Consider the following 19,572-nt stretch of genomic DNA (forward strand, 5'->3'; position numbering starts at 1 on the left):
GAATCATTCAAAATTTATTGTGATTTTGGAGTAGAAATGGAGCTATTAGCAAAACCTGAGCTGCTTGAGAGTATGCTGGTGGAGCATGGGGAGTCCCTATCTCAAATCGACAGAGAAAACATTAAAGAGCTTATTAAGAAAGCTAAAACATTAAACCAATACCAGAAAGATATTGATGCTAAAGACTATTCAAAGTCTTTCTTATTCATGAAGATTACACCGAAAAAAGTTGAGCCTATGTATATGTATGGCTCACATGTTCCTAGTGATACAATTAATGAAATTTCAGTATGCTTTGCTAAAGCGCAGGATGGTAAGTGGGTTCCTGATGAAGATAACGTAATCCTCCGAGTAGCAATTTCAGAGCGCGGTCTGTCAGATATGACCTTTGACCGTGAAAAGTATAAAGGTGAGCCAGCAAACATCATTGAATTAAATGGTGTACCTCTACCTAAATATGAGCCAAAGCAAACAGCAAGTGGTGAGTATTTTAAGCGACTCAATGATAAACACAGCAATATCAGAAAAGAAATTGAAGAAGCACTTGAAGAGGCAGAGCGTATCAACAGCTCTACTTGTCTTCTCAATAAGAAAGACAAAGAGAAGCTGCAAGGTTTTGCAAGAAAGGTTTATGGTTATTCCACCGATGATCATGCTTTTGATTTTGAAATCATTGCAGAAAAGTTAGAGCAGAATGCACATCATGTTCGAACAGAGATTGCGAGTTCTATCAGTAGTTCTCTTTCAAGTGTTGTTGAGCATAAAGCTATCGCTTATGCAGATGAGCAATCTTCTTTTTCTAACTCTCCATTAGCTTGTTACTACGAGTTAAATGGTCGAACAGAAAAGACTGAATCCCTGTTAAGGCTGGTGGAGAAAAGCAAAGACGTAGATTACATTGCTCAAGCAAGTAGATTGTTCGATAAACACAGTCAGAAAAAGAATCTTCGCGGTGTTAACCAGGCAATGGTAAAAATCAACAATCCATCTGGTAGTCCACACTTTTTCTTCGGGGATTCTCGAATTGTTCAAGACTACTTTACTTTCACTTGTTCATTCTCTAGCTACTCCACTGATAGTTATGGCGACCTGTACTACGAAGCTGAAACTGATATTTTGACTTTGAGTATGACTCGATACCAAATGATGGAACTGCTTCAATCATCACTTGGTGGCAACTGGGTTAAAGGCACGTTAACACGATTCCTTGGTGAAGGACTGTCGCTAGAATTAAAGAAAGCGCCGAAGATGATCGAGGAACCTCATAAGATTGAGATCCCTGAATCTTCAGAAACCTTGATGAAACTTGCTGCTGAGTTAGATTCATTGTTGAGTAGCTCTTCCAAGTCTAAGAAGCATAAAGAAGCGATTTTGAAGAAGGTTATGGAAATCAGCAATCTTTTTAAAGTTGAGTCTAAAGACCGTAGAGAGCGCTTTGATGTTACTGCTCAAACTGTATTTAATGACTACGCTCAAATCACATCTGAGAAGATTAATGACGTGCTTCTAAGGTTTGGTGAGCGCTTGGAAGACAAGTCTAAAGGTTCATTGTCACAGCTCTTGATGCTTATCAATAAAAAGAGCTAAAAGTTAAAAGAAAAGGGGGCTGAAACAGCCCCCTTTTTATTGGATAAGAATAGATGTTTTAAGTATTTAAAAGCGCATGTGTGAGCTTTTTGCATATAAGAAAAGCCAGACAGCTCATTAATGAATAAAATTCAAAATTCGTGGTTCCCATGTGAGCTAAATCGAAATGATTTAGAATGAAAGGGTCATGTATGCACTCTTAAAAAAACAAGCTGCTTAAAAATCAGACTAAGCTTGAGAATACTCGCTTAATCTCTCCGACCTTTGGTACATTGGAAAGGCGGATCATTGGCTGAACTCCATCACGAACTTCTTCAAGACCTTTACTATGGACAAGTCTATTGTCACTAGCCTGTTCCTTTACATACTGTTTAGTTGCAATCTCGCGATGAAATCTATTGTGCCAACCACCATATTTGTTAGGCTTACCATCAAGGAACTGCTTTGGAGTGCATCCAGAGCATATCATCTCATTGTTTACAAATTCCTCTCCAAAGTACTTTTGCAAGTGTCTTCGTGTGTGGTACATGCATGTAGCAGTATTTTCGATTGAATGGCATCGATCACATATAAACGTTGGCATTGAACAACTATTTTTATTATACATTAAAAACCTACTATACCATTATTTTTTATTGGTTAAAATAAATTTGACGACTTAAATATAGAACATATAATGATATCAAATTAATTGACTAATAAATTTAAGAATATGAAAAATAAAATATTACCGATATTGGCAGGTATAGTACTAACTGCAAGTTGCGCACAAGCTAGTGAGTGGGAATCGTTTATAAATAGTGATGATGTTTACATAAAATTTGGCGGTTGGTCAAAACATGTAACTGAGTCATTTGATAAATATGAGTACAATGAAAGTCATAATGGTATTGGTTTAGAGTGGACGTTTTTTAAGTCGGAAAACAAAAAACATAACTTTAGCCTTGGTTACTTCCATATGAAGGATTCATTCGATATGGATAATAAACAAGGTGGATTTATATATACATACAAGCCAGATACAGGTTATTATTTGCTCGATAATATCAACTACAATCTTGCTGTAATGGTAATGGAAAGAGGGTGGATACATCGTACTAGGCTTAATTATAATGAATACTATTTTACTAGTGAAACTTCAGTTGTGCCATTACCATACCTTACTTACAATATAACAGACTACTTGAATTTAGATATCATGTATATCCCTCAGTTTAATGAAGCCATGCCTAAGTCTACGTATTTCATACGTGGTGGATTCAAGCTCAATAAGATAAATGACTGGTTATAAAAATGAATCAAGAAATAGAAAGAAAGTTTAGGCTTACTAAAGAACAAGCAGATGAGTTTCTAAAAAGATACTCCAACAAATTAAGTGCCAGTTTTGAAATTGCTCAATTTTACTTGGTCAACAAAGAGAAACAGAGGTTGACTGTTGGGGTTGATGGTTGGGAAGTTTCTGTTAATGATGTCAAAATAATGATTCCACTTCTCGATGGTGAGATTGCAAAAATAAATGAGTTGAAACTAAGTGAAGAAGGTAATCTTATTGATTTCCCTGGATCTTCTTGCCGATTCAGGTTTAAGTGGGATGTTGAAACAAAAGAAGTTAAAAAAATATTCACTTTTAAAATAGACTCAGAAGGTAAGCTTTTCGAATTTGAGTATGAAATATCAAAAGATGAAAAAACGGATATTGAATCTCTCTGCTCAGAAATAAATTCTAAGATTAGTAAGGTGAGACAGGTTTATTCTGTTGGTTCATTAAAATATGAATTAGACTTGTTTCATAACTTGGATGTTATTATTGTAGAGATCGAATTCAAATGCCAGGATGATGCAAACAATTTCGTCCCTGACTTTGAGTACGACTACGAAGCTACCAATATTAGCTCTTTATCAAACCTTCAATTGTCACTCATAATTGAAAATGCTATTGAGTCAAAACAATCTTAAAAGGATAATTTGTGGCTTACCAGTTCAAATACACTAAAGAGAATGGATTTAAACAAGTTATAATTGCACCTAGTGTTCATAACGCAAATTTCATTCATAGAAAGATAAAGTGGTGTGATAGATACGAATACTTCCTGAATGAAGATACAGGTGTGTTCGCTATGATCCGAGTAGCTAATCTACCTGCAAAGCTGTTTGTAACCATTGCCTATCCAGTATCGCTGTTACTTCATGGCTTGAACAACATGAACCTCCCAGCCCTAAAGTGCTGGGTTTCTGAATAATTGATGCCGAAGCCCAAATATTCATCCTGTTAGAAACATTTCTGATGTGAAATATCAGGCGAAAGGTGCCATAGTTTTATGGTCTTATGACTAACATCACGAGGACGTTAGCACCGCGCTTTCTTTGTCTCTCGTTTTTATACTGGTGTCGGTTCTGTCAGCCAGTTTTTTCTTTCTTGCTACGATACTTTTACGAGTTTTGCTTTTGGCAAACGTATTCTCTTTAATGTAATGTATCAGTCGTTTCTTTAGCACTTTAGCTGCATTTGAATCAGCGTTGTCTCTGTTCCCACATGTCAAGCAGATAAAAGTCGCTTGATCTGGACGCTCTGTATTTAAGCTCCCACAGCAAGCACACTCTTTTGAGCTATTCACTGGATTCAGCTCGCTAATTACAATCTTACCCACTTTACGGGCTTTATACGCTATGTAATTTGCCAATTGACCTAGCGCAACGCCAAGCAGTGATCGATTTAGACCACTTTTCGCTCTGGCTCGGTTTCGAGCATAACCTTTTCCATCTTCATTTTTCTTAGGTGTGGCTCGTTTGGTCATGCCTGTTAAATTCAGATCTTCCAGACCGATAATTTGATTGGCACTTTCGACTAACGCTTTTGAAATATGGTGATTATGATTGTTTCGGCAATCGGACTCTTTCGCTTGAATGCGACTAATCCTGGCTTGTACAATGCGCTGTTGATTCGTTTCACAAGCTTTAGTTTTGTTCTGGTTTAATCGCTTCTTGCGAGCGAGGATACGCTGATAATGCGCTATCTTTTTCGCTCTGCGCTTTTTACGCGCTATTTCTTCAGGGCTGTAAGTAACTGAAAATCCATCGCTAGAACAAAGGTGAAGCGAAATACCTCTATCAACACCAGTGGTTTTAAGCTCAAGCTCTTCATAAGATAAATACGACAAATCTGAAAGGATCTGTTTTTCATCTAAAGCCAAGCGACCATCATCAAAACTGCCAGATAAAGTGAATTTCGCACCTTGTCGTGAAAGCCTGATTTGATTCCCGATTTGCTCAGGCTTGTGGGGAACAACCAATGAAAACACAATTCTTCGCTTTGCTTTGGCATGATTGTTAATCACGATCCGAGAGCCATTCTCGAAAGGCTCAACAAAGAACATTTCTTTAGTTAAAACAACACTTCGTTTTTTAAACTTGTTTTTAATTTTTGGAAACTTCCTAAGTCCTTTTCTCGCGGCTTCCGCATCAGAAAAAACCAAACTTGCGGCATTGCGTAAAAGTTGAACTGGAATGTCTTTTAAAAATAAGAGTTCAGGATTGTTTTTGATTGAAGCGTAACCTTGAGCGATAAGCTCTGGTGTTTTGTTTTTTAGAAAGGTTTTATATTCGTTAATCTTTTGATTACGGATCACATTTGCAGCACCAATCCACTGAGCAAAAAGTGTGGCTTGCTCTGGATTGAGTTTATCAGAAATATTGTAGCTAAAGCCTAATATTGCCAAGGTAAATCCCGATAAAACATTAGATTAATGAAAACCTTAAATTATCACGCGATACTTTCTGTGGCAACAAGGTTTTTAGTGAAAACAAGAAATAATCTGGTTTTGTTTTCATGTTCGCTCACCCCTAACTAAAGGAAGGGGATTGCGCTCACTCTCGTTCAAATCAGTGAATAAGGAGCTATATGAGATTTGGAATCAAAAAGAAACAGGCACCTTTTCTGTTGATGAATCATATAGAAGTCAGCAGGGTTGGAATGAATTAATGGGTCTGATTACATAATGAAAAGCCAGTTATCTGGCTTTTATTTCATTAAACAAAAGGAATGAATCTTTTCCAGATGACTTTATTAGTATCCCATCTGAGTCATCATAGTAATATGTAACCCCATCTACACTGCATGAAATGCCTGATTCGATTAAGCGTTCAGTCAATGAATGCCTGTAAGATAGAATGGTTTTTGCCATGAATTGGGGCTTATCTAACTCTTTGACTTTGCTTATGCATAGCTGCTTATATTCTTCTGCGTATACAACGGTTTCAGCATTGTATAGTCGTATGAGTGAGTGATCTTCAGCCGAAGCGATACCTGTTGAGAGGGAAAGAAGGAATAGAATTTTATTCATGATAATAAATCCATTTATTTTTAATGGTAAATGAATTTAATCAAAATGAAAAGACCGCCAATATGCTTTGACGGTCTATCGCACTTTATATCGAATTAACTGAATTACAGGAATTTCGCGATCTTAGGCGTACCTGTTAGACGGTTAACGATAGGAACAAAAATTTTGTTTAGCTTTTTAGCTTCATCATCTGAAATAAAATCAGGAAAATCTTTGATAAAGTTGGGTGCATCTTTTACGAAGATCTCGTGGTTCTTTTCACCTTTAAAAAGCAAGAACTTGGCATCACCTGCTTCTTTTATGTTCACAGAAAGCTTTCCGTAAACATCACCTGCTTGGAAAGAACGTACAAAATGAGTGTCGTTGCTGTTGCCTTTATCAACTAGAGTGCCTAGAGATTTTGTTTTTTCATTCAGAATTTTAACTAAAGACATTAAGTATCCTTTTTAGATTTATTCATTAATTGATTCATCGTCATTATAACAATAAAGATTGGAGAGTAAAGTATTTTTATCATAAATAAAAACTTTTAAAGGGGAGAAAAGCAGCAATTGAGAATGAGCCTCATAGAGGCTCTGTTAGTCATGTTTAAGCTGGATGCCTATCGAGGACAATAGCTGATCGGTTTTAGCAAGGTCTTTGCCATGACCATTTATCATTAAGCTGTGTATCGGATACTGATCTCTTGGTATCAATCCGCACATTATAGAAGCTAGCGTTTTATGGTTGTCTGTTAACTTTCTCAACTTAGTTTCAGAGTCAGTTTCTAACGCTGCCTTAATTGGCTTTGTGCAGCTCATATTAAGATGTTCGTTACTTAGTGTATGTGCCAAGGTGTTTGCTTCGTATTCTGTTTTTGCATATCCGTGATTTATTAGAATTTCTGTTAACGTGCTCATATGTGCTTTGAGTAGTTTGGAAACGCGGTGGAGTATAGCATATAGGAATTATAGTTGAAGAAAGATTTTATACAGAATCGCTTGCACATCCTATACCTTAGTGCAATAATTGCATTAAGGTTGAATTAGGAATTTTGTTATGAAATCAGAAGTAGTTAGTGAACATAAAGTGTCGGGTGGCTTTCTTAGTGTCTTCAGTCTTTCACTAAAAACACCTAAAATTAATGATGTCGGTCACATCGTTCAAACACGCGAAGTTGTACGACAATCCAACTCAGTATTCGTTTTACCATATGATCCAAAATCAGGTGACTTCTTAGCGGTTCTACAGCATCGAGCAGGCGCGATTGATGAAGAAAGCACATTAGTGATTGAGCCTGTCGCAGGTCGAATTGATAAAGACTTAACGCCTTCGTCAATTGCAGTTGCTGAATTAGAAGAAGAAGCGGGTCTCAAATGTGAAGTATGTGACCTAGTGTATCTTGGAGATATGCTATTAAGCCCTGGTGCTTCAACTGAGAAGGGAAGCTTTTATTTAATGCCATGTGACCTCTCTGATATCCAATCAGAAACTAAGCATGGGTTAGAGGAAGAAGGAGAAGATATCTTGTTGCTTAAGTTAAACCTGAATAGCGATGAGTATGGTTATTTACCTTCTTTGCCATTGGGATTTCTAACATCGCAAGCCAAGATTAGAGTATAGGGATCTCAGAAACTCATTTATTAATCGACATCTTTGGTGTCGATTTTTTATTACCATTAACGAAATTTAATTTTGTTTGGCAAAATTTTCTTAGATGTTATAATTTCCGTGAAATTTAATAATAAAAAACGGAATAATAATATGAAAGAATTAAAACTAATTGAAAAATCAGATAAGTGTGTTTCTAAGGTTAGAGATTATATTGCAGATAAGTTCGGGGTAATACTTACTCTGGAGCAAATAACTACAATATACGATCAGCCCGTCAAATTTTGGGAAGAAGTTGATTCTTTAGAAAAGCTTGAAAGAAACAAGCTAAGTATTAAAGCTCAAGGTTACATCCATCACTATTTCTGGACTCGTCTAACAGGTACTCTTGCCCCTCATAGCATGAGAAGTGAGGATTTTGAAAAGATAAAATCCATCACCAGCGGGTATGATTGGGAGACCAAACTTCACAATTATGAAAAGGTTATTATTGAGCGATTTAAATCATCATTTTAAACTTTAAAGCCAGAATTATGTTCTGACTTTATTTACTTTTAATCTGAGAGGTGTATAATAAAATAAATTCGGAGGGTTAGAAATGAAAGAAAAACTTAATAGCGCGTCTAGATATCTAAATCCAGGTCTAGTTAATCGACTTATGTCGAGTAACATTGAAGCAACTGTCCTTAATGACGGTACAGTACTTGTTTGCGGTAGTGAGTTTAGCCTTTCCGAAAATAGCACTTTCAAACAAGGAGATGTTCTGATTGTCTCTTTAGAGAAAGATATTGTTGCAGAACTCAAGTCAGAGAAAGAAGCCCAAAAAGAACTTAGAGTCCGTGAAGCCGAAGAAGCTAAAGCGAAAATTAAAAAAGAGTCATGCAAGTACATTTCAGAAGAAAAGCTCATTATTGATGGGTTTATTTCGAACTCACCAAGCACTAAAGATATCCTTGAGATTTTCGAGAGCAAGCTTGAAACCTTCCGTGTTAAAACCAAATTATGTAACAACTCCAGAGCATCAGGAATCGATTACGATCTGAAATATGACTTAATGCTTGCTAGCAAAGAGGTAGTTGAATATTTGCTTGAGCGAGTAATCAAGCTAAATCCTGAAGACTTTGAAAAGTATTACGCATACAGTCCAAATGAGAATGTTGGTTCTGGTGGTAAGTATCACTTAGCCTTGACTAAACCACTAAAAATTGGTCGCTTAAAACGAGAATCTGGACAAATTATTTGTAGTCCAAATAAAGAATTTTGGGGGCTGGATTTGAGAGATGACAAGGAAATTGATCTTGCAGTCTGCAAAAAGTGTCTTGAAACGGCTATTAAATTAAGTGGCTGGAACTAGGTAGTAATGCTAGAATAAGTCTTTATCATCATCAGATTGGAGTGATAATGAGAGCTGTTAGATTTAGAATGAAACGTGGGAAATCAACATTTAACCTAAATATTCCAAAGGGGATTAAAGGTAACGATATTTATATTCCTGATCTGGTTAGTGTTGGTGGTGATTACTTTGGCGATTTGGACTTTGTCAAAATTGAAACCTCTGAAAATGATGACCAATCAATCATGATTAATTTCAAGGATGGTCGTAAGGCAAAACTCAGAGGTTGTGTGGAAAACGTTCGTGGAAATATTGAACTACAGCCTCTAGAAGTAAACCAAGTGGTTAGTTTGAAGTTCGAAAGGGATTATGAAGCAATCCCTTTTGTCGTTACAGTCATTGAATAGTTCACAATCAAGGTGCTTAAGTAGTTAAATTGAAGGTTGGATCATAATTCTTAAGCATCTTGAACATCATGTTCTTTTCCTTGCCTACATAGAACTCCTGATCAATATAGTTCATAGGCTCTGTTTGTCGCGCCTTTGTACTCATAAGTACATTATCTGCCTCAGTAGTCGTTCTAGGAAGATCTGTGCAAGCTAAAGCTATCTCAGTTTGACCAGATGTGCTCAGAATGTATTCAACCATATCCTGCTTCCGTTTAGAGAGATCAGAATTACTAAGCACAGTAATATGCCGAACAACATTCTCTTCCATCAATATGTCCAAATGCATCAGTGAATTCTCAGTGATAAAAATGGCTTGAGTGGTAACGTCAAATAATCCAAGATTTGTGTTAACGCCATGCCTAAGGTGAGGCATGATTATCTCAGCCAAGATCATTCTTTCTAGTTCTTGCAGAGTCTGAGTTTGCCAGCGAAGAATGAACCTTTCTATGAAGTGCTTTGTTAGCTCTATCCCCATATCAATCGATATTCTTCTCTTAAATGTACCTTTTGAAAGTGGATAAAATGCTTTTTCGAAATACATCCTACCTTTCTCAGCGTGAACTAATACAGAAAACAAGACATTCCCATAATGCTTAGTTTTATCCGTAATGGTAGTGTAGTGATGATTGTAGTTAGAGCCGTTTTTCTTTAGCCAGTTAGAAAAATGCGCGGGGCTTTTAGAGGTAATGATGGTTTTATTTATATAAGTAAGATTGGCAGCAATTTCATTGTGCCAGGTAGCCCATAATTCTTTAGCTTTATCTTCCGTAATCTTCATTTTGTACACTCAACAAGAAACTGGACTCTATGTTACACATAAAGACCAGAATTTCATATACTTAGAGTATGTGTGGGCTACATTTTACCGATAGTGTATGCAGGGGTTTTCTCAAATCCCCAATAAAACCTGTTAGAAGCCAATTCGCCATTAACATATCGTGCGGTGCAGAAGGAATCATTCGGATTTAAAGATACGAGTACATCATCACACCAACAGAACACTGTTCCTTCTTCTAGCATTCCTAGTTTTTGCTCAATAGTTTCAGATTTCTCGAATTCGAATTCAGGATCGTTTTCTAAGATAGCTGATGAAATTGCAGCAGACACAAAGTTAATTTGCTCAGAATAAGGGCTATTAGCACCAATGTATAAGTTTAAAAAAATATGAAGCAAGGTATTTAATGACTTAGCATCTTCATTAAGCTCATCAAAGTTCAAAGAGTCAACCATTTGAATATGAGTATTTGTAGCCTCAAGCTAGATACAAGCGGATTGGATTAGCTCTTTGATTTGTTGCTTACTAGGAATCATGTTCTTCATCATTATCGACCATCTTATAGGTTAGAGGAAAGTAGCAATTCAGCAGCATTATAAGCGATGTACTGAATTTGTTCATCATCGAATCGGTTTTTGTAAATTCGACAAGCTTCACGTTGAAACTGATTTACATAATCATCGATAAAACCATTTGAACGATTGTTTGAGTCAACATTGAATTTATCACAAGAAAAAGAACTTTTACTATTTACTGCCAAAGTTTGACCTTTAGATAGATTAGTTCTTGATGCTTTTAGAAACTTATGCAGCTCTTGTTTAGAGACTGTACGAAATTCCTCTGCTAGAACCTTGTTCTCTGCGAGTAAGATTTCTTCCTCAGTAAGAGACCTTGGCTTTAAGTGCTTACAGAGAAGCAAGTCATTAGCAGAATAGCTTGAGCTATTGCTCTCATAAACATGTGTTCTTTGTTCAAAAGGAAGGTCTTGACGTACAGACGCGCTCAAATGAGAAAAAAAGATTGAGCTGAACATAACAGCGCAGGCTGTAAGTAACCATCCAATTGTTCTTTGTTCTTTTTGAACTTCGTTACGCATCTTAATCCTAAACCTTTTCTTTGTTTTTTCTTAATTATACACATTAAATATAGAAAGTAAAGTTTATTTGCTAATCTCGGAATTAATAATTAAACAATCTATAGATTATTGTTGAAACGTTGCAACGAAAAATTATAAAATTATTAATGATTAAATAATAGGAATAAATAAAATGATTAAAAAATTAAGTGTTTTGGCGTTGATATCAATTTCTTCTACTGCATTTGCAGGAAATCTAGATCCTAACTCTGCTGTATTTGGAACTGGTGTCGTTTATCGAGTAGTTGATGGCGATACAATGATTGTAACAGCCGACAGTCGAGGTGTTTACGATCAGCTCAAAGGCGCTGCAAAAAAAAATAAAGAGAAAAAGCACTTTAATGATAAATATGGTAGTTTTAAAGTTCGAATAGGAAACATTAACACACCTGAGTCAGTACATAGAAACCAAGCAAAAAATACCGTTGAAGGTAAGTACGCTTCTGATTATGTGAAGAAGAACTGGGAAAAACAAGAAGTAAGTTTTGTATGTTGGGACTTTGGACACTACGGTCGTCCTATCTGCTCTCTGAGCAGTAACGGGATTGATTTGGGCGCTGATCTTATTGAAAAGGGTTACTCAACCTACGAGTACAAATGGGGAAAACACCCATTCTTGCATAGCATGTATATGAAAAAAATGATGGAAAAGTAAAACTAAGACCCCCTCTACGAGGGGTTTTTTATTGCCCTTATTATTTCTACGTGGTTAAATATTATATGTAAATATATTGTAAATATTATCAAATAAATATCAATATAAAATCAATAACATATAATAAATTAGGAAATTATAATGAAGCAAATTAAAACAGGTATAAAAACTGGAGATAAGAAAAAGCATGATGGGGAAGAGCCGCAACTACGCAGGATCGCTATCGATATCCCTAGCTCTTCTGGAAGTAGTGTTAGAGTAAGCTTAGTAGAAATCACTTTAGTATTAACTATTATAGTAGTAATGGTTTTAATGGCTCTTTCTATGGCTTCAGATCTAAAAACTACCCACAACGAGATTACTTCTAATAGTTATACTGATTTATTGCATAAGGGGCATCCTATAGCGCCTCAAGAAACAGATATTAATTACACAAATCATTATCGAGTTTACACATTTAGAGATCAAACAGAGTGCTTTAATGTAAACAAAGAAGAGTACAGATCTACAGATAAGACAAGAAGTGTTTTTTACACTCAATTCCATGCTAGTTGCGATACTATAATGAATAGGATTTATGACTTTCATTATAAATACAACAAAGATAAAGTTCGGATTTTTGGGTTAAGTGTTTTTAAGGGAACTGGTGTCGAACGATACTATCCAGTCTATAAAAATGAAAAAGGTGAATTAGTATACCTTGGTGGTATTCCAGCTACGTATGACTTCATCGAAGTTTCAAATGACAAGAATAGTCTTGGTTACAATATAGATATGTTCAATGAATCATACAAAATGGTTGGTGTTCAGTGACAAAAAAGTGAACGGTCAGATAACAGTGTCTAAGCCTCAAAAAATAATTCTTGTATCCTTAATAATATTTCTTGGTGTGCTAATAAATTGTTATGGAATCAAAATAGATGAAGGTCATCAAAACAGGAAAGAACCTGGTAGAACTGGGTATAAAGGTATAGATAGGTACAGGGTTTACACTTATGCATAGAAGGAAGATTGTGAAGCTGCTAATTCCAAAACATACTCAACTTACCGTCAATTTCGACTATCCTGCCATGAGATTAAGCAGAAAGCTGACTTATTCCATAACAAATTTGGCAATCGTGGTAATAACGTAGTTGGATTCAGTATTTTTAAATCGAATTATCTAGAGAGGTATTTCCCGATTTAAGAAGGTGACGAAGGAGATCTGATTTATCTTGGGGGGCTACCAGCCACATATGACTTTATTGAAGTGTCGAAGGGTGTAACAAACGACCTTGGATAAGACATCAGCACGTTTAACAACTTATATGCAATAAATGGTGTTGAATGAATGTATAAGCCCGTTACGAAAACGGGCTTTTCTCTCTATGGTTGTAATGACACAGACCTATCTTTTATCTCTCTTAGTTTCAGGTCATCAACAATATTGACTCTTGTTGGTTTTTCATAACCAAGAAGTTTGGAGTGTTCATCAGTATAACCAAATGGTCCAGGCATTAAACCATTAATATGGTCATTTGTGTTTTGGTATAAATCTAAATTTTCAAATGCTAACAACATCGCGTCATTTAAGTGATCCCAGTTCTCTGATTTAAAACCACTATATGATAGCTCAGATCTAAAAAATCCTAGTGATGTAAATGCCTTTTGAACAATCCTGTCTGTTCGTTCAGGTTTGCTACGTTCTTTAGCAATCATTTTCTTTAGCGAGTCCAGTGTTATCTCTCTATCTTCATCATATGCATAGGGCATGATAAAGTGTGCATGGAAATCACATAGAATAGACTTCTCTGTAAAAGAAGTAGAAATGATTGCGCTATTTTTTTGATCAATTGCTTCTTGAAGTGTAATCATATGAGATGAAGGCAGTACAACTGTTAATGATGAGTAATAAGTTCCTCCAAATGGTCTCGTTCTATACTCATCGTATTTTTCATTTGGCTCATTATCCAAAATCTCTATATCAACACCATTTTCTTTAAGCTCTTCAATTACAGATATTAAATCATTATGTGTCATTTCATGATTTGGGTACATTGAAATAGCCAGATCATAAAAATCTTTACCGCCTTTATCTGCGAACAGCTTAACTGATTTGTTATACTCATCAATTGACTTTTTAACTTCGTCTTCAAAGCTGCTATATGGAATTTTTGTTGCCTTTATCTGTTCGCTTATCGTGTCAATAACTTTTTGGTTAGATACAATGCTATTGCTAATATGATCGGTTAACAATTTAGAAAGTTTAGATTTATTTTCGATTTCATTTTGAAGTAAAGTTTGTTGTTGCTTGAGAACAAATAGAGCTTTCTCATCATCGGAAGTATTTGTTTTCTCTTTCGTGTTTAAAAGATGACTATATATTGTTCTAATTTTCTTTCTCAATGTTGGAGTTTTCATTATTTTATTCCTATTGTTTTTCTTGATTATATCATAAAAAATAGAACCATTAAGTTTTTAAATGTGGGATAGCGTGTTATAATTTAAGAATCAAATACTGCTAAGAGATAAAAATAATGAAAAAAGTTGTAGGTGGTAAATTCATTCTTAATGATGTTACTGAGAAGGTTATTGAATTTCCTGAAACCAGAGATGGTAACATCAAAATCACTTTCGGAGGTCATAAAGATGGGTTCGTAGAGTCTATCCCTCTTACATCTTTCGAAGAGCAAACTGGTTACTACATTCAGGGATTGGAACCAGAGATGAAGGTATCGCCAGAATCGCTTATTAAGAGCTTCGTAAACGAAGCATTGCGCAATGATTTCTATGAGCCTCCGTATGACCCTAAATCGGGTATCGTTGCTGCTGGTGTCTGTAAGTTTGCAAACCATCGAGATGTAAATATGAAATCTTGGTTTGCTATTCATGACAATTCTTCTCGTCCTTTGTATGACCATGAGGGTGTCTACACTATCCACGTATCTAAAAGTGATGGTAGTAAGACCATTAACGACAAAATCCATGTTAAACATGTTGTAGAACTTGATGAAGCGCTTAATCAGGCTATGGAAAAGCTCAAGTCTTATGTTGTGAATAAAGTACAGATCTTGAATCCAGGGATGTTTCAAAAAGACGCTGACCGAGAATATTCAGATGATGGTTATCCTAAGCTTAAGGCGGGTGAAACGCTGTCAGATTACTTTAAGCAATTAGAAGCACCTGGTGGCATTGTGATCAATTCAAAAGGGAAGTACCAAGCGTTCCATAGTTACGATAGCATGAATAAGAACACGGTTAGTGGTCGTACTCTTAGTTATGAAACGAAAGACTATAAAACCCTGAAAGGTGCTGTTAAATACCTAGCCTCACATCATTTTGATGAAAATGGTTTGGTGACAGACTTTATCGATGCTGAGTTCGAAGAATCCTTTAAAGAAGAAATCATGCGTTTTGGTGGTTTAAGCACTTCAAGTGACTGTTGGGGTGACGGGATGTTAAGAGATTACGATTGCGGAAAAATCTTTATCCATCCAGCGGAAAGTCGTTTTGTAGATAATTTCGGGTATAAAGCAGACATTAAGTTTGTGTTTACAGATGAGAAAACAGGTAAAACTTACACCGAGACGTGTCCAATTAGTGATAGATGGCGTGACAATGGTGGTGGTTTTGCTCGTCATTTTACTCCTCTTTACTTGGGTAGGGAGTCAGCGTTGAGAAGCGGTGAGATTACTTTTGATGACGATAATCGTACAGTTGCAGAAAAGATGGAATACCACGTAGAGCGCGTTAAATTCCATGAGGAAAGAGCTGATTACTCTCAATCAAGAATCAAGGAATATGAAGCTAAGGCTGACTCTGACTGTAACTATGCTAGATTCCTTAAAATGGAACTCGAAAAGGTTGAATCAATCAATAAGCTTATTGATGCGCATAAGGAAGCGTACAAAGAATTGAAAGAAACCAAAGAAAAAGAGCTTTCCCTTTGACATTCTCCCCCCCCTCGCTTCGCGCCCACTGCGTGGGTAAGGAAGGGGATTCATTGTTATTTGATTAACAATGGCTGGCTTCTCACGAAGCCAGTTGATTCCTGCTTACAGAACTCTAATGAGTTAGGATTTCCGCAGGCTAACACGCCATGTCCTGACGTTAAAATATTGAGACTCGCATTATCATCAGCGTTGATGGTTAAACCGCACTTCTCACAAACAAATTCCGATTGAGAAAGTCGGTTAGCTTTACTTTTATGACCGCAGCAAGAGCAAGTTTGACTGGTTCCTGTCGGATCAGCCTTTAAAACCATGCCGTTTTTCCACTGTTGCTTGTATTTGCAAAAATCCATTAGCATTCCCCAACCCTGTTCGAGAATACTTTTATTCAATCCTGACTTTTGCTTAACCTTTTTACCTGGCTCATCCAGTGTTCCTTTGGATGAATGAGTCATGTTCTTCACCTTTAAATCCTCAAACACGATGATTGCGTGGTTCTTGCTCAAGTAACTTGAGAATTTATGCAGGAAGTCATGACGAACAGCGGAAATTTTGCTGTGTAGGCGAGTGATTTTTTGTTTTACCTTTTTCCAGTTATTGGAAAAACGTGTTTTTTTAGCGAGCTTTCTTTGCAGCTTCGCTAACGTTTTCGAATGGACTTTGAGTGCGGACAGACCATCCACATAAAACCCATTAGAAAGCGTTGCAAGACGTTTTACACCCAACCATCGACTTGGAATTATGAGGGCGGTCAGCGCGTTCATATTCAGTCTGAAATGAAACATACCAGTGACCAGCCTTGTGTGTCACTGTGGTGTTTTTGATTTTCCCAATAATATCTCTCGACTTGAAAAAGCCAAAATAGCCAAGCTTAGGTAAGCATACGCGGCGACCTTCAACCTTAAATCGACCCGTGTATCGAAAGCCATTATTGCACTTTGACCGTTTCTTAGTGACGGGCATCCGTTTATTAGGTTGCGTTTTATCAAACGCATCCTTATAAGCTTTATCTAAATCTTTTAGGGTTTGTTGAAGCACGGTGGAATCAACTTCTTTAAGAAAAGTGAAGTGCTTTTTTACTTGGGTAAGATGAAGGCACATGGTTGCATAATTTTCAACGTAGTGACCGCGCTTGAGTCGGTATTGTTGACGTTTTAGGAACAAATTCCAGACAAAGCGACACGCGCCAGCCTGCTTCCAGAAAGCGGATTGTTGTTCTTCATCAACTTTAAGTCGAAACTTAAATGCACGTAATATCTTCATGTTTTGAATCATAAATGAATAATAAATTCAAATCAATAACGCATTGCTACGCAATGTGCGCTATCCATCTCCGCCCTAGAAGGATGGAGCTTTTCGCGCATCTTTGGTAAAATACATGAAATGTTTTAAACCTTGCGTGAATCAAAAGTTCGCGCAAGGTTTTCTTATATTCAGTTGTTGTTCGTTAAGAGCCGACAATCCAGTTTAGTCGTCGTTTTCATGAGCAATGACTCTTTAGTTTCCATCAGCATTTGCTATCAAAAATTACTTCGAAGATCTTCAGTGTTAATCACTTCACCTCGCAAGTCCATTCCAAGCAGCTCAAACGCTTGATTGCTCGAAATATCCTCATAATCGCTGCTCACGACTTCATAAACATGATAGTGAAGAATTCCTTCGATCTGATTAGATGTGATCGGAACCGTGTGATCGCTTCGAATTAAGCTGCCTCGGTCAGCTTCTGTGCTTGCTCGTTCATAACCCTTAATGTACGAGAATGTAACCAAGAACTTACGCGCTGATGCATTAAGTTGATTACCTGCGATTTCCATAAAATCGGAAAAAGACTCGCAGTAACCATATTTATTAAGTCTACTTTTGGTCTCAACAATACGATTGTGTTTGTCGTAATTGATTTGTGTTACTAGAGCTGGCAAGCAGTGCGGGTACTTAATGATTTTAATGCCTTCAGGTAGAAGTTCTTGATGGCTTAAGCTCATATCAAATCGAACAGGATATAAACCCGTATTGTCTTCCAGCCGCGTGACTTCAGTGGATAGATTGTCCATTTGGTGCATTTCAGCAAACACCTTAATCGGTGGTTCGCCTTCACCATAAACCTCTGCAAGATTTTTTCGATATTCAGATAGTTTTTCCTCTGAAACCTTTGAAATTTCGATATTAATTAACATAAATCACCTCTGTTTATTATTATACATAGGTAATTATGAGAGTCAATTTGTTATGCCATGTATAGAATAACAAATAGTGCGAAGGCAATAAAAGAAGCTAAAGCGCGTGACTTGGATTTTTTGTAGAAGATCTCATGATACTCTTTCATTGCACCTTCATGAGAATCTAGTGAGGAACCATGATGTAGTACATCCAAAGCAAAGTTCAGTGTCATTGCTCCTGAGAGGATAGACATGATTAACCAGACAGGATTGAAATTTAAAATGATCATGGTTTCTCGCTAAAGTAGAATGCTAACGATTAGGTTATTCTGATTTTAACACTTTATCACTTTGCATTGTAAAATTAATATTTTGAAATCTTCGAATAAGTTCTTTATTTTTTGGCATAGGAAATTGCAATGTTTCTATCGCTTCAGGAATATGTGTGCAGTGACCGCTATCATAAAGCATAGTTACCTTTCGAACAATAAAACCATCTGTTGTTGGCAGTAGTTTAATGTTTATTCGGCACTCAAATGGCTGATCAAGATCCAGATTTATTGCATTTTTAAATAATTCTTGGAATTTCTCGTTATACATCTCAAATTCTTGATCACGTTCACTCTTGTACATCAATCTCTCTTGAGTTTGCTGCTCAAGCTCAGCAAAGATTCGATCAAGCTCTGCATCGTCCTTAGAAGAAATGTCTTTTTCTATGGCAAAGGACAAAGAAGAATTTAAACATAATATAGATAATAGTAGTAGTAATCTCATAGTAAAAACCTTACTTTTCAATACATATAGAGAAGCCTCCACGAGGGAGGCTTTTAGGTCTTTAACTCTTCCTGGTTGACCAGACCAGAAAGGCATACAGATTAGATCTGTATGTGAACAGTAGGTCGCACATAGAGCTTTAACTCACTACATCGTGATAGACGATGCAGACCGCATAATCGGTTATGTGCTGAGTGAGCTTCAGTGAGCGCCTATCAAGATTTGAACTTGTTAACCCCTCCAAAATGGGGATAGCCGCTATGATGCTCTATTGCACCGATAATTTTAAACTCAAGGCTTAAGCCTTTCAGATAGAGCAGCATTACTACTGGCTCGCTTGTAACAAGCAAAAGTTTATATCGGCAGCAAAATTTGGATCGTATAAAGGGGTTCGAACCCTCGACACCTGACTTGGAAGGACAGTGCTCTACCAACTGAGCTATATACGCATTTGGATGCGGAAGGCAGGATTCGAACCTGCGAACTCCATCATGATGGCGTTAAGCCTCTAACTTCAACCGCACTTATTTTAGAACCAGGGCAGGAAATCCTGCCAAGGTCTAAGAAAAACTCTACGGTTACTATTCTACCGAAAAGTCACCTGCAATCTCAGCCCCTAATGTCCAGTCACATCCTGTCAATCTCCAGCGGCTTTGCGACCTTCATTGACTAAACAGGTAGTGACGCAATTAAAAATTGCTGACCTTATCCGCTATGCCTCCAACTCGGATTCTATCCCATACACAAAAGCTTAAGTTGGATTCCAGCTCCGTGATGAAAGAACAGTGTTCTCTCATCGGGTAGAAGAAATAATATCAACAATAAAAAATATGTGCAACTACTTCTTAT

At 36.7% G+C, this 19,572-nt stretch carries 24 protein-coding genes and 1 tRNA gene; 11 read left to right on the forward strand and 14 right to left on the reverse strand.

Annotated elements, in window-relative coordinates; translation table 11 throughout:
* Window positions 1-36 precede the first annotated feature (36 nt).
* From AACT42_RS10860 to AACT42_RS10875, 4 genes are all read left to right on the forward strand, one after another.
* The gene (locus tag AACT42_RS10860) at window positions 37-1,587 is read left to right on the forward strand and encodes a hypothetical protein (RefSeq protein WP_141193277.1); all 1,551 of its coding nucleotides are present in this window, start codon (window positions 37-39) and stop codon (window positions 1,585-1,587) included.
* 712 nt (window positions 1,588-2,299) lie between these two features.
* A complete protein-coding gene (locus AACT42_RS10865; RefSeq protein ID WP_094134204.1) occupies window positions 2,300-2,878 on the forward strand; it encodes a hypothetical protein in 579 nt (192 codons plus the stop codon).
* A 2-nt stretch (window positions 2,879-2,880) separates the two neighbouring features.
* Window positions 2,881-3,543, forward strand: a complete 663-nt coding sequence (locus AACT42_RS10870; protein WP_094134203.1) for a hypothetical protein — start codon at window positions 2,881-2,883, stop codon at window positions 3,541-3,543.
* A gap of 11 nt (window positions 3,544-3,554) precedes the next feature.
* Window positions 3,555-3,827, forward strand: a complete 273-nt coding sequence (locus AACT42_RS10875; protein WP_094134202.1) for a hypothetical protein — start codon at window positions 3,555-3,557, stop codon at window positions 3,825-3,827.
* 96 nt (window positions 3,828-3,923) lie between these two features.
* Here the strand turns inward: AACT42_RS10875 and AACT42_RS10880 are convergent, their stop codons facing one another.
* The 4 genes from AACT42_RS10880 to AACT42_RS10895 form a co-directional block, all read right to left on the reverse strand.
* Complete coding sequence (locus AACT42_RS10880; protein ID WP_094182780.1) at window positions 3,924-5,303, reverse strand: RNA-guided endonuclease InsQ/TnpB family protein; 1,380 nt, start codon at window positions 5,301-5,303, stop codon at window positions 3,924-3,926.
* Between the two features lie 291 nt (window positions 5,304-5,594).
* Window positions 5,595-5,927: a hypothetical protein gene (locus AACT42_RS10885; protein WP_094131733.1), complete on the reverse strand. Its 333-nt coding sequence runs from the start codon at window positions 5,925-5,927 to the stop codon at window positions 5,595-5,597.
* A gap of 104 nt (window positions 5,928-6,031) precedes the next feature.
* A complete protein-coding gene (locus AACT42_RS10890) occupies window positions 6,032-6,361 on the reverse strand; it encodes a hypothetical protein (protein ID WP_094131732.1) in 330 nt (109 codons plus the stop codon).
* Between the two features lie 144 nt (window positions 6,362-6,505).
* Window positions 6,506-6,727, reverse strand: a complete 222-nt coding sequence (locus AACT42_RS10895) for a hypothetical protein (RefSeq protein WP_141194972.1) — start codon at window positions 6,725-6,727, stop codon at window positions 6,506-6,508.
* A gap of 238 nt (window positions 6,728-6,965) precedes the next feature.
* Between AACT42_RS10895 and AACT42_RS10900 the strand changes: the two genes are divergently transcribed.
* The 4 genes from AACT42_RS10900 to AACT42_RS10915 all read left to right on the forward strand — a co-directional run bounded on the left by AACT42_RS10900 (window position 6,966) and on the right by AACT42_RS10915 (window position 9,257).
* Window positions 6,966-7,529, forward strand: coding sequence for an NUDIX hydrolase (locus AACT42_RS10900; RefSeq protein WP_048516162.1), 564 nt, complete (start codon window positions 6,966-6,968; stop codon window positions 7,527-7,529).
* Between the two features lie 141 nt (window positions 7,530-7,670).
* Window positions 7,671-8,033, forward strand: coding sequence for a hypothetical protein (locus tag AACT42_RS10905; protein WP_094131730.1), 363 nt, complete (start codon window positions 7,671-7,673; stop codon window positions 8,031-8,033).
* Between the two features lie 82 nt (window positions 8,034-8,115).
* The gene (locus tag AACT42_RS10910) at window positions 8,116-8,871 is read left to right on the forward strand and encodes a hypothetical protein (RefSeq protein WP_094131729.1); all 756 of its coding nucleotides are present in this window, start codon (window positions 8,116-8,118) and stop codon (window positions 8,869-8,871) included.
* 47 nt (window positions 8,872-8,918) lie between these two features.
* Entirely contained in the window at window positions 8,919-9,257 is a 339-nt protein-coding gene (locus tag AACT42_RS10915; protein ID WP_141193144.1) for a hypothetical protein, read from the forward strand.
* 16 nt (window positions 9,258-9,273) lie between these two features.
* Here AACT42_RS10915 and AACT42_RS10920 read toward each other — a convergent pair whose 3' ends face one another.
* The 3 genes from AACT42_RS10920 to AACT42_RS10930 form a co-directional block, all read right to left on the reverse strand.
* Window positions 9,274-10,077: a hypothetical protein gene (locus AACT42_RS10920; protein ID WP_094131727.1), complete on the reverse strand. Its 804-nt coding sequence runs from the start codon at window positions 10,075-10,077 to the stop codon at window positions 9,274-9,276.
* Window positions 10,078-10,154: 77 nt separating this feature from the next.
* On the reverse strand, window positions 10,155-10,517 hold the full coding sequence (locus tag AACT42_RS10925) for a hypothetical protein (protein ID WP_141193143.1): 363 nt from the start codon (window positions 10,515-10,517) through the stop codon (window positions 10,155-10,157).
* 116 nt (window positions 10,518-10,633) lie between these two features.
* Window positions 10,634-11,170 carry a hypothetical protein gene (locus AACT42_RS10930; protein WP_094131725.1) on the reverse strand — a complete coding sequence of 179 codons (537 nt, stop codon included), beginning with the start codon at window positions 11,168-11,170 and terminating at the stop codon, window positions 10,634-10,636.
* Between the two features lie 172 nt (window positions 11,171-11,342).
* Between AACT42_RS10930 and AACT42_RS10935 the strand changes: the two genes are divergently transcribed.
* Complete coding sequence (locus AACT42_RS10935; RefSeq protein WP_094131724.1) at window positions 11,343-11,864, forward strand: thermonuclease family protein; 522 nt, start codon at window positions 11,343-11,345, stop codon at window positions 11,862-11,864.
* A gap of 141 nt (window positions 11,865-12,005) precedes the next feature.
* On the forward strand, window positions 12,006-12,677 hold the full coding sequence (locus tag AACT42_RS10940) for a hypothetical protein (RefSeq protein WP_094134111.1): 672 nt from the start codon (window positions 12,006-12,008) through the stop codon (window positions 12,675-12,677).
* Between the two features lie 552 nt (window positions 12,678-13,229).
* On the opposite strand, the gene AACT42_RS10945 is transcribed toward AACT42_RS10940, so the two are convergent.
* Window positions 13,230-14,264 (reverse strand): hypothetical protein, encoded by a 1,035-nt coding sequence (locus tag AACT42_RS10945; protein ID WP_094182781.1) that lies wholly within the window; start codon window positions 14,262-14,264, stop codon window positions 13,230-13,232.
* 116 nt (window positions 14,265-14,380) lie between these two features.
* Here AACT42_RS10945 and AACT42_RS10950 point away from each other — a divergent pair, with 116 nt between their 5' ends.
* Window positions 14,381-15,793, forward strand: coding sequence for a hypothetical protein (locus AACT42_RS10950; protein WP_094182782.1), 1,413 nt, complete (start codon window positions 14,381-14,383; stop codon window positions 15,791-15,793).
* Window positions 15,794-15,849: 56 nt separating this feature from the next.
* Here the strand turns inward: AACT42_RS10950 and AACT42_RS10955 are convergent, their stop codons facing one another.
* The 6 genes from AACT42_RS10955 to AACT42_RS10980 form a co-directional block, all read right to left on the reverse strand.
* A complete protein-coding gene (locus AACT42_RS10955) occupies window positions 15,850-16,557 on the reverse strand; it encodes an RNA-guided endonuclease InsQ/TnpB family protein (RefSeq protein ID WP_176432210.1) in 708 nt (235 codons plus the stop codon).
* Complete coding sequence (locus AACT42_RS10960) at window positions 16,487-17,056, reverse strand: RNA-guided endonuclease InsQ/TnpB family protein (RefSeq protein ID WP_176432211.1); 570 nt, start codon at window positions 17,054-17,056, stop codon at window positions 16,487-16,489. The genes AACT42_RS10955 and AACT42_RS10960 overlap by 71 nt, the downstream gene beginning before the upstream one ends.
* Window positions 17,057-17,313: 257 nt before the next feature.
* Window positions 17,314-17,967 carry a hypothetical protein gene (locus AACT42_RS10965; RefSeq protein ID WP_053319112.1) on the reverse strand — a complete coding sequence of 218 codons (654 nt, stop codon included), beginning with the start codon at window positions 17,965-17,967 and terminating at the stop codon, window positions 17,314-17,316.
* 50 nt (window positions 17,968-18,017) lie between these two features.
* A complete protein-coding gene (locus AACT42_RS10970) occupies window positions 18,018-18,239 on the reverse strand; it encodes a hypothetical protein (protein ID WP_054390393.1) in 222 nt (73 codons plus the stop codon).
* Between the two features lie 34 nt (window positions 18,240-18,273).
* Window positions 18,274-18,723, reverse strand: coding sequence for a hypothetical protein (locus tag AACT42_RS10975; RefSeq protein ID WP_094133636.1), 450 nt, complete (start codon window positions 18,721-18,723; stop codon window positions 18,274-18,276).
* A 456-nt stretch (window positions 18,724-19,179) separates the two neighbouring features.
* A tRNA-OTHER gene (locus AACT42_RS10980) sits at window positions 19,180-19,245 on the reverse strand.
* Between the last annotated feature and the right edge of the window lie 327 nt (window positions 19,246-19,572).

Origin of the sequence: Vibrio sp. V15_P4S5T153, from assembly GCF_963874485.1 — a bacterium.
Classification (GTDB): Bacteria; Pseudomonadota; Gammaproteobacteria; order Enterobacterales; family Vibrionaceae; genus Vibrio; species Vibrio anguillarum.

Coding starts and splice junctions, on each gene's coding strand:
- AACT42_RS10860 (WP_141193277.1), top strand. CDS start 37: ATGGAGCTATTAGCAAAACCTGAGCTGCTTGAGAGTATGCTGGTGGAG.
- AACT42_RS10865 (WP_094134204.1), top strand. CDS start 2,300: ATGAAAAATAAAATATTACCGATATTGGCAGGTATAGTACTAACTGCA.
- AACT42_RS10870 (WP_094134203.1), top strand. CDS start 2,881: ATGAATCAAGAAATAGAAAGAAAGTTTAGGCTTACTAAAGAACAAGCA.
- AACT42_RS10885 (WP_094131733.1), bottom strand. CDS start 5,927: ATGAATAAAATTCTATTCCTTCTTTCCCTCTCAACAGGTATCGCTTCG.
- AACT42_RS10890 (WP_094131732.1), bottom strand. CDS start 6,361: ATGTCTTTAGTTAAAATTCTGAATGAAAAAACAAAATCTCTAGGCACT.
- AACT42_RS10895 (WP_141194972.1), bottom strand. CDS start 6,727: ATGAGCTGCACAAAGCCAATTAAGGCAGCGTTAGAAACTGACTCTGAA.
- AACT42_RS10900 (WP_048516162.1), top strand. CDS start 6,966: ATGAAATCAGAAGTAGTTAGTGAACATAAAGTGTCGGGTGGCTTTCTT.
- AACT42_RS10905 (WP_094131730.1), top strand. CDS start 7,671: ATGAAAGAATTAAAACTAATTGAAAAATCAGATAAGTGTGTTTCTAAG.
- AACT42_RS10910 (WP_094131729.1), top strand. CDS start 8,116: ATGAAAGAAAAACTTAATAGCGCGTCTAGATATCTAAATCCAGGTCTA.
- AACT42_RS10915 (WP_141193144.1), top strand. CDS start 8,919: ATGAGAGCTGTTAGATTTAGAATGAAACGTGGGAAATCAACATTTAAC.
- AACT42_RS10920 (WP_094131727.1), bottom strand. CDS start 10,077: ATGAAGATTACGGAAGATAAAGCTAAAGAATTATGGGCTACCTGGCAC.
- AACT42_RS10930 (WP_094131725.1), bottom strand. CDS start 11,170: ATGCGTAACGAAGTTCAAAAAGAACAAAGAACAATTGGATGGTTACTT.
- AACT42_RS10935 (WP_094131724.1), top strand. CDS start 11,343: ATGATTAAAAAATTAAGTGTTTTGGCGTTGATATCAATTTCTTCTACT.
- AACT42_RS10940 (WP_094134111.1), top strand. CDS start 12,006: ATGAAGCAAATTAAAACAGGTATAAAAACTGGAGATAAGAAAAAGCAT.
- AACT42_RS10945 (WP_094182781.1), bottom strand. CDS start 14,264: ATGAAAACTCCAACATTGAGAAAGAAAATTAGAACAATATATAGTCAT.
- AACT42_RS10950 (WP_094182782.1), top strand. CDS start 14,381: ATGAAAAAAGTTGTAGGTGGTAAATTCATTCTTAATGATGTTACTGAG.
- AACT42_RS10955 (WP_176432210.1), bottom strand. CDS start 16,557: ATGAACGCGCTGACCGCCCTCATAATTCCAAGTCGATGGTTGGGTGTA.
- AACT42_RS10960 (WP_176432211.1), bottom strand. CDS start 17,056: ATGAAGATATTACGTGCATTTAAGTTTCGACTTAAAGTTGATGAAGAA.
- AACT42_RS10965 (WP_053319112.1), bottom strand. CDS start 17,967: ATGTTAATTAATATCGAAATTTCAAAGGTTTCAGAGGAAAAACTATCT.
- AACT42_RS10970 (WP_054390393.1), bottom strand. CDS start 18,239: ATGATCATTTTAAATTTCAATCCTGTCTGGTTAATCATGTCTATCCTC.
- AACT42_RS10975 (WP_094133636.1), bottom strand. CDS start 18,723: ATGAGATTACTACTACTATTATCTATATTATGTTTAAATTCTTCTTTG.